At 60.5% G+C, this 7,321-nt stretch carries 6 protein-coding genes and 1 pseudogene; 5 read left to right on the top strand and 2 right to left on the bottom strand.

Annotated elements, in window-relative coordinates; genetic code table 11:
• Positions 1-289 precede the first annotated feature (289 nt).
• The 5 genes from A1D30_RS18150 to A1D30_RS18130 all read left to right on the top strand — a co-directional run bounded on the left by A1D30_RS18150 (position 290) and on the right by A1D30_RS18130 (position 6,160).
• Positions 290-2,500 carry a malate synthase G gene (locus tag A1D30_RS18150; RefSeq protein WP_063462133.1) on the top strand — a complete coding sequence of 737 codons (2,211 nt, stop codon included), beginning with the start codon at positions 290-292 and terminating at the stop codon, positions 2,498-2,500.
• Positions 2,501-2,779: 279 nt separating this feature from the next.
• Positions 2,780-3,025, top strand: coding sequence for a cysteine-rich CWC family protein (locus A1D30_RS18145; protein WP_063462132.1), 246 nt, complete (start codon positions 2,780-2,782; stop codon positions 3,023-3,025).
• A 40-nt stretch (positions 3,026-3,065) separates the two neighbouring features.
• The gene (locus A1D30_RS18140; protein ID WP_063462131.1) at positions 3,066-3,254 is read left to right on the top strand and encodes a 4-oxalocrotonate tautomerase; all 189 of its coding nucleotides are present in this window, start codon (positions 3,066-3,068) and stop codon (positions 3,252-3,254) included.
• A 106-nt stretch (positions 3,255-3,360) separates the two neighbouring features.
• Complete coding sequence (locus A1D30_RS18135) at positions 3,361-4,818, top strand: DHA2 family efflux MFS transporter permease subunit (protein WP_063462130.1); 1,458 nt, start codon at positions 3,361-3,363, stop codon at positions 4,816-4,818.
• A gap of 709 nt (positions 4,819-5,527) precedes the next feature.
• A complete protein-coding gene (locus tag A1D30_RS18130; RefSeq protein ID WP_063462129.1) occupies positions 5,528-6,160 on the top strand; it encodes a recombinase family protein in 633 nt (210 codons plus the stop codon).
• A 45-nt stretch (positions 6,161-6,205) separates the two neighbouring features.
• Here A1D30_RS18130 and A1D30_RS24880 read toward each other — a convergent pair whose 3' ends face one another.
• Positions 6,206-6,481, bottom strand: coding sequence for a helix-turn-helix transcriptional regulator (locus A1D30_RS24880; RefSeq protein WP_082836517.1), 276 nt, complete (start codon positions 6,479-6,481; stop codon positions 6,206-6,208).
• A gap of 599 nt (positions 6,482-7,080) precedes the next feature.
• Positions 7,081-7,321, bottom strand: a pseudogene (locus A1D30_RS26490) (hypothetical protein); the annotation flags it as partial.

Below are 7,321 nucleotides of genomic sequence, written 5' to 3'. Positions count from 1 at the left end.
CAATTCCATCTGGGCCAGTAGCTCTTGCTTGCGGGTCTTCTTGGTGCTCAGGTTCAGCTCAAGGCTGCTTTGCTTCATGGCTTGCGAGGATGCCATGACTGATCTGCATCTATCAGACTGCTCGCGAGGTTTTGCAGGATTTCCCTAGACCTCATCGCGCACCACTTTTGCTTAAAAGTCACTGGTTTAGAGATTTTCAGCGTATTTATGTGTGCAGATATTTGCAATACAGTCTGTGCATCATCGCTCTGTAGCGGCTTTTTTTCCTCTTTTTTCAGCGAGCTTTTCCATGACCGACCGCACCCCCATCCACGGCCTGCAAGTGGCCACCTCCCTGTTCCGCTTTATCGAAGACAAGGTGCTGCCCGGCACGGGCGTGGGCGGCGAAGCGTTCTGGAAAGGTTTTGACGCCATCGTGGCCGACCTGGCCCCGCGCAACATCGCCCTGCTGGCCGAGCGCGACCGCCTGCAGACCGAGCTGGACACCTGGCACAAGGCCAACCCCGGCCCCATCCAGAACATGGTGGCCTACCGCAGCTTTCTGGAAAAGATCGGCTACCTGGTGCCCCAGCCCGCCGATGTGAAGGCCACCACCGCCAACGTGGACGACGAGCTGGCCACGCAGGCCGGCCCACAGCTGGTGGTGCCCATCCTGAACGCGCGCTATGCGCTGAACGCCGCCAACGCGCGCTGGGGCAGCCTGTATGACGCGCTGTATGGCACGGACGCCATTCCAGAAACCGATGGAGCTGAAAAGGGCAAGGGCTATAACCCCGTGCGCGGCGCCAAGGTGATCGCATTTGCACGCCAGGTGCTGGATGACACGGCACCGCTGGCCAGCGGCTCGCACAAGGATTCGACGGGCTACAAGGTCGAGGGCGGCCAGCTGGTGGTGTCGCTTGCCAACGGCAGCACCACAGGCCTGAAGGACGCATCGCAGTTCAAGGGCTACCAGGGCAACGCCGCCGCGCCTTCGTCGGTGCTTCTGCAGCACAACGGCCTGCATCTGGACATCCAGATCGATCGCAGCACGCCCATCGGCCAAAGCGATGCAGCGGGCGTGAGCGACCTGGTGCTGGAAGCCGCCCTGTCCACCATCCTCGACCTGGAAGATTCCGTGGCGGCCGTGGACGCCGAGGACAAGGTGCTGGGCTACAGCAACTGGCTGGGCATCATCCAGGCCACGCTGACCGAGCAGGTTGCCAAGGGCGGCAAGACGATCACCCGTGGGCTCAATGGCGACCGCATTTACACCGGCCCCACTGGCGGCGAAGTGCGCCTGCACGGCCGCTCGCTGATGTTCCTGCGCAATGTGGGCCACCTGATGACCAACCCGGCCATCCTGTGGACCGATGCGCAAGGCACGCAGCGCGAGATCCCTGAAGGCATCATGGATGCGGTGGTGACCACGGCCATTGCCCTGCACGACCTGCAAGGGCACGGTGCCAACGGTATTCGCAACAGCCGCAAGGGCAGCGTTTACATCGTCAAGCCCAAGATGCACGGCCCCGCCGAAGTGGGCTTTGCGGCCGAGCTGTTCGGCCGCGTCGAGAAGCTGCTGGGCCTGCCCGACAGCACGGTGAAGCTGGGCATCATGGACGAGGAGCGCCGCACCTCGGTCAACCTCAAGGCCTGTATCGCCGCCGCATCGAGCCGCGTGGCGTTCATCAACACCGGCTTCCTGGACCGCACGGGCGATGAAATGCACACCGCCATGCACGCGGGCCCCATGGTGCGCAAGGGCGACATGAAAACCAGCGCCTGGATCCAGTCGTACGAGAAGAACAACGTGCTCGTGGGCCTCTCCTGCGGGCTGCGCGGCAAGGCGCAGATCGGCAAGGGCATGTGGGCCATGCCCGACCTGATGGCCGAGATGCTCAAGCAGAAGATCGCCCACCCCAAGGCCGGCGCCAACACCGCCTGGGTGCCCAGCCCCACGGGCGCCACGCTGCACGCACTGCACTACCACCAGGTGAAGGTGAGCGACATCCAGATCGAGCTGGAAAAGACCGATGTGAACGCCGAGCGCGACAACCTGCTGACCGGCCTGCTGACCGTGCCCGTGGCCGCCGCCCCGAACTGGAGCGACGCCGAGAAGCAGCAGGAGCTGGACAACAACGCGCAGGGCATCCTGGGCTACGTGGTGCGCTGGGTGGACCAGGGCGTGGGCTGCTCCAAGGTGCCCGACATCCACAACGTGGGCCTGATGGAAGACCGCGCCACGCTGCGCATCAGCAGCCAGCACCTGGCCAACTGGCTGCACCATGGCGTGGTGACCGAGGCACAAGTGCGCGCCACGTTCGAGCGCATGGCGGCCGTGGTGGATGGCCAGAACGCGGGCGACCCGCTGTACCAGCCCATGGCAGGCAACTTTGGCACGAGCATGGCCTACAAAGCAGCGTGTGACCTGGTCTTCAAGGGCATGGAGCAGCCCAGCGGCTACACCGAGCCACTGCTGCACGCCTGGCGTTTGAAACTGAAGGCCGCGCAAGCCGCCTGATACGGCGCCTGCGGAGGCGCGTGGTGAGCGCCCCGGTGGCGCCATCGCGCTGCACCGCGGCCCATTGCTATTTATTTGATAGCTGCCTGCGCAATACCAACGCGCGCAAACAGCTATTTTTATGGGTATTTCTGTCTCATCCGCTCGCTGCGGCGCACCGCAGCGCACGGAACCTCGCCTCGCTGGCAAGAATTGGTTGGGCAGCCCGGTGGAGAGGCGGCTTCATCCCGTGCACATCGCCGTACACTGGTCGCCCCACGCCGCCACCGGCCCGGCACCATGTCCACCCCGTCCCTCTCCAGCCCCTCCTGCTGCCCGCTGTGCGGCGGGCACAACCTATGCGCCATGGCCGCAGGCCGCCCGCCAGAAAGCTGCTGGTGCATGACCCAACCCATCGCACCTGCCGCCCTGGCCGCCGTGCCCGAGGCACAGCGCGGCAAGGCCTGCATCTGCCCGGCCTGCGGCACGCCCTCCAGCAACACCCAGCAACCCTTTGCACGCCCACCGGGGCCTGCGTCGATATGATTTCCGCTTTTTGCGGCGATACGCCCTGAAGGAGTCTGATATGCCCACGTACCACGTTGAAATGATGGAAGGCCGCACGGTCGAACAAAAGCGCAAGCTGGTGGAAGAGATCACCCGCGTGAGCGTCGAGGTCCTGGGCGGCTCGCCCGAGTCGGTGGACATCCTGATCACCGATGTGAAGCGCGAAAACTGGGCCACCGGCGGCAAGCTGTGGCTGGAACGCAGCTGACCTGAAGCACGGCCTGGCCATGTGGCGCGACAGAAGACACCCCATGGCCGCATTGCATCCCTGCCTTGTCTAGCCCTTTTCACCCGTTGCGCACGGTGATCCACCCATGACAGCCGCTCCCGGCTCCCTGTCGGTGCTGAGAGAGCGCTATGGCGAGCGCTACCGCTGGCTGCTTTTGCTGTCGGTCATGGTGGGGACCATGGCGTCGATCATGTCCTCCACCATCGTGAACGTGGCCATCCCGGACATGAGCCACTACTTCACGCTGGGCCAGGAGCGTGCCCAATGGGTCACCTCGGGCTTCATGGTGGCCACCACGGTCTCGATGCTCACCACGCCCTGGCTGCTGTCGCGCTATGGCTACCGCGCCACCTATGTGGGTGCCATGCTGGTGTTGCTGCTGGGGGGCGTGGGCGGCGGGCTGGCGCAGGACTTTGGCCTGGTGCTGGCTGCGCGGGTCGCCGAGGGCCTGGCCGCCGGTGTCGTGCAGCCCATTCCTGCCGTCATCATCCTCTACGCCTTCCAGCCGCATGAACAAGGCCGCGCCAGCGGCATCTTTGGCATGGGGGTCGTGCTCGCACCTGCGATCGGGCCCAGCGTCGGGGGCCTGCTGGTGGACTGGTTTGGCTGGCGTTCCATCTTCTTCATGGTCGTGCCGCTGTGCCTGGCCTCGATCTGGCTGGCCTACAAGTTTGTGCCCGTCACGGCGCCCGGCGGGGTAGAGGCCAACCGCCAGGGCGAGCCGCTGGACTGGCGCGGCCTGCTGCTGGGCACGGTGGGCACGCTGTGCCTGCTCAATGGGCTGGTGTCGCTGCATGGCGGCTCCATGGCCGAGGCCGTCGCGCTGCTGCTGGGCGCAGCCTGCGCGGTCGGTGCATTCATTGCCTGGCAGCGTCGCCTGATCCACCAGGGCCGCAAGCCCTTGATGGACCTGCGGCTGTTCCAGTACCGGCAATTTGCGATGGGCAGCGTGGTGGCCTTCATCTATGGCACGGCTCTGTTCGGATCCACCTATCTGCTGCCGGTGTTCATGCAGCTGGGGCTGGAATTGTCAGCCTCGCATGTGGGCACGCTCATGCTGCCTGCCGGGTTGGTGCTGGCCGCCACCATCGCCGTTGTGGGGCGGCTTGCAGACCGCCAGCCCACACATTTTCTGGTCAGCACCGGGCTGGGCCTGCTGGCGCTTTCTTTTGGCCTCATGGTGTGTGTGGGCCTGGGTTCGCCCCTCTGGATGCTGGTGGCTTTTGCGATCCTGGGACGCATCGGGCTCGGATTCATCCTGCCTTCGCTCAACCTCGGGGCAATGCGGCCGCTGGACAAGTCGCTGATCTCCCAAGGTTCCAGCGCCATTGGCTTCCTGCGCATGCTGGGCGGCGCTGCGGGCGTGAGCCTGTGTGGCATCGTCCTGGAATGGCGGCTGGTTGCCCATGGCGCTTCGCTGGCCGCTGGTGGCAGCAATCCTGCCCGCATCGCGGCCTTTGGCGAAACCTTCTTGATGCTGACTTTTCTGTGCCTGCTGGCCTTGGTGGCCGCCTGGCAACTGCGCGAGGCCAAGTCCCGCTGAGCTGGGGATGATGTTCACCATCAGCGGTTCGGGCTTCAGGCATCATCTATCGCCCCACACGACACCCTAGAAACGGAATTCCCGCCATGTGCCAACTGCTCGGCATGAACTGCAATTTTGTAGAATTTCCTTTATAAATCAATGATTTAGAAGATGGAAATTTTTTCATGTGTCACCTTTAGGGCGTAACAGGTGCAACCTACTGGTGATACCTGCACTAGCGCCTCAATCTACCGTGTCGATGCGAGCGGGTCTGTCCCCCATGGCACGTTCAATCCTCCCCCCTTACCCCCTTACCCCCTTCAAACAGCCTAGAGCTGTGCTGTAAGCCCCTAATCTATATCGATGCAGGGGTATGCCGCCATCAGAAGGCTCAAGCGCCTATAGCGCTTCCTGAGTCTCGTTTGCAGGAGGTCCGCAATGTCGCTTCCATAGTCCCAAACCCCTTGTAAGTGATTGATTTCATTAGGGGGCATTTAGAAGCTCCCGAAATGGACAGAAGCGAAGATGCGTCAGCAGAGATTCAGGACATGAGGCTCGCCATCTCCCTTGAGGGAGCGGGGAGGGTGTGAGATAGGAATGTGTGAGATGTCCGCATGGGTATACCTGTGCGAACACGTAGACCAGCGGCCAGAATCCGTCCGTTAGGGTTGACAGACCACATACGGACAAACTACAGTTCGGTCACCACATCAACGGACAGAACTTCATGGCAACGATCCTGTATGCCCGAGTCTCAACCTCAGAACAAACCATTGAACACCAACGCACTCAAGCAGAAGAAGTGCTTGGCATCCGGTTGGATAGGGTGCTCGCCGACGAAGGTGTGTCGGGTGTACTCACAAATCTAAAAGACCGCCCTGAAGGTAGACGGCTGTACGACATCCTCAGAGAAGGGGATACGCTGGTGGTTCGCTGGATTGATCGCCTGGGTAGAAACTACAGCGACGTAACAGACAGCATTCGAGAGTTTCTGAAACGCGGTGTCATCATCAGGACGGTGATCAATCGGATGGTGTTCGACGGAAGCACTACCGATCCCACGCAGATGGCTGTTAGAGATGCCTTGATCGCATTCATGGCGGCAACCGCCCAAGCTCAAGCCGAAGCAACTAAGGAGGCCCAAAAAGCTGGCATAGCCCATGCCAAGGCGAACGGTGCATTCAAGGGCAGGAAACCCAGCTATGACCGTGCACAGCTGACGTCCGTAATAAGTATGCTGGGAGCCAAAGACAGCGTGCAGACCATTGCCAATACGCTAGGCCTGACTAGAGCAACGGTGTATCGGATTCAGGAGGATTCTGCCAAGGCATTCGCGGCTCTCGACATGTGGGGTGAATAGGGCAACGACCGCCACATTTCCGGACCAGTCTGCCCATGAGAGCACTCAGACTCCTGTGCGGGCACTCGCGTCCCATTGTGTTGTCTGGAGCAACTTAGCAAGGGCCTGCGGCGGATCAAGTTGGCATGAACGACACCAGTCAACGTAAAAGGTGACGTCCACATACCGCTCTCCACGTTCAACTTTCGAGATGAACGATTGCCCAACTCTGAGGGCTGCAGCCAAATCGGCCTGCGTTAGCCCTGCACTCTCACGCATTTCTCTCATGTGCACCTGAAGTGCTGCATAGCGGGGATGATGGACGGAACCAGACGCGGGCATGTCCCGCAATCGTCAAGTCCAAACTGGAATAGTCCACATTGGACTATGATTCATGAGCTTTGTGTCTTCAGCTGAGCGCTACGGCAGCGGAACTGAATCTAATTGTCAAAGGAGGGACAGGTGGAGATATTTCTTGGTATTGTGGGCTTGCTAGTGGTCGCTTGGCTTTGGAGATCAAGACACTACGACAAGCAAACTACGCTCGATTTCGATGTCTGGCTTGCGAACTACGAAGCTGTATCTAATCCGCTCCAACAATCTCGGATGGCTGTAGCTTTCATTAGCCAATCCATCCACATGGCTTGGAGTAGCGGCATCATAAACAGTAAGCAACGAGACATAGTAACCGCTACCTTGAAGTCTCAGCGTGCCACAACAACTCTGATGATGTGGTTTGGCTCTGCACTCCCAGCAGTTATTCGTGCCGTTGGTAGAGACGACTTATCGAATTCACCAGCTCGCATGGTCGGAATGCTGATATTGCTAGCCTGGATTAGCCCAGAATCCGAAAGAGAAAATGCGGTTCGGCAGTTCGTTTTTCGACGATAGAAGTGCAAATCAGGACGAGCACTATATCTAATTTATTAGACCTCGGGCTTCTACGATATCTGTTTCTCTGCCTTCCATATCGCATTACTCACGGCCTGAATCGCGGCAAGCCCTTGCTTCAATGGAATTCCTGATCCATAGATGTCACATCCCGGACGATCATAGGGTCGCTTGTGAAAAAGATGCGGGTGCGTCTGATACCACTGTTTCATGGCCTGCATCGGCGTACTGCTCTTGAGCGCTGACTGCGGCAACTGGTGGTTGTACAAGGCCACATAGCGCAGCAAGGTC

It is taken from the genome of Acidovorax sp. GW101-3H11, assembly GCF_001633105.1.
Taxonomy (GTDB): domain Bacteria; phylum Pseudomonadota; class Gammaproteobacteria; order Burkholderiales; family Burkholderiaceae_C; genus Acidovorax.
The sequence above is the reverse complement of the archived record's forward strand: the minus strand, read 5'-3'. Positions and strand labels throughout refer to the sequence as shown.